Annotated in this window: 1 protein-coding gene and 1 pseudogene; both read left to right on the plus strand. The window is 70.3% G+C overall.

What is annotated here, in order from left to right:
• Positions 1-13 precede the first annotated feature (13 nt).
• Positions 14-568, plus strand: coding sequence for an IS607 family transposase (locus ACIGG8_RS42875; protein WP_396553997.1), 555 nt, complete (start codon positions 14-16; stop codon positions 566-568).
• Positions 552-1,169 (plus strand): annotated as a pseudogene (locus ACIGG8_RS42880) (IS200/IS605 family accessory protein TnpB-related protein); the annotation flags it as partial. The gene ACIGG8_RS42875 and the pseudogene ACIGG8_RS42880, both read left to right, overlap by 17 nt.

Genomic DNA, 1,169 nt, shown 5'->3' on the forward strand with positions numbered 1-1,169 from the left:
GCGAGCGCAGGGGATCAGTCCCCATACCGCTTACCGCTGGTTCCGTCAGGGCACTGTGCCGGTTCCGGCCGAGCGGGTGGGGCCGCGCACGATCCTGGTGAACATCGAGGCCAACACCGCATCCGACGACCCGACCGGCGGCGTCGGCCTGTATGCCCGGGTCTCCTCACATGACCGGAAGTCGGACCTTGAGCGGCAGACGGCCCGGCTCGCCGGATGGGCGGCCAAGGGTGGTCACCGTGTCGTCCGGGTCGAATCGGAGATCGGTTCCGGGATGGACGGCGGCCGGTCGAAGACCCGTCGTCTGCCGGCCGATCCGGCTGTGACAACGGTCGTTGTCGAGCACAAGGACCGCCCCGGCCGGATGAACGTCGAACTCGTGGAAGCCGCGCTCGCCGCGTCGGGCCGCCGCCTGGTCGTCCTGGACGAGGGTGAGGCCGAAGACGATCCGGTGCGGGACATGGTCGGGATACTGACCTCGTTCTGTGCCCGCCTGTACGGGCGTCGCTCGGCGACGGATCGGGCGAAGGCCGCGCTGGAGGCCGCCGAGCGTGGCCGACCTGCGTGACATCGCCCGCCCGTTCGTCGCCGATCCCGCTTCGGGTGTGTGCGTGCGCGACCGGCTCAAAGGCCTGACGGCCGAGGACGGCAAGGTCCTGCGGCTGGTCGGCGAGCACCTCGGTTCGCTCGCCTCCCGGGATCTGGCCCGGCGTATCCGGGACGGCCCGGAGCACTCCTCCAAGAGGGCGGCCCGCAAGCGTGACCTGACGCCGCAGTCATCGGCGCGCTGGGCCGGTTCGATCACGAAGACCACACATGACCAGTGGGGGCTGTCCCGCCGCGCCCAGTGGCAGCACCTCCACTCGTTGCGGGCCGGTATCGCAACGATCCGCCACCGCCTGTCCCTACCGATCGGCGAGAAGGGCACCAAGCGCGCCCCGGGCGGATACCGGTCCAAGCGCGAGTGGTTCGTCAAGTCCCGCCGCCTGGCGCACCTTGAGGCCGAGTTCGAGCGTGTCAAGGCCGAGCGTGAGGCCGCAACGGTCTCCGTCGTCCGAGGTGGCCGGCGCTTGCTCAAGACCCGTCACAACCTCGACGTCGCAGACCTGACCGAGGATCAGTGGCGGGAACGCTGGGGCGCGGAGCGCTGGTTCATGTCCGCTGACGGT

Source organism: Kitasatospora sp. NPDC085464, assembly GCF_044541955.1.
Taxonomy (GTDB): Bacteria; Actinomycetota; Actinomycetes; order Streptomycetales; family Streptomycetaceae; genus Kitasatospora.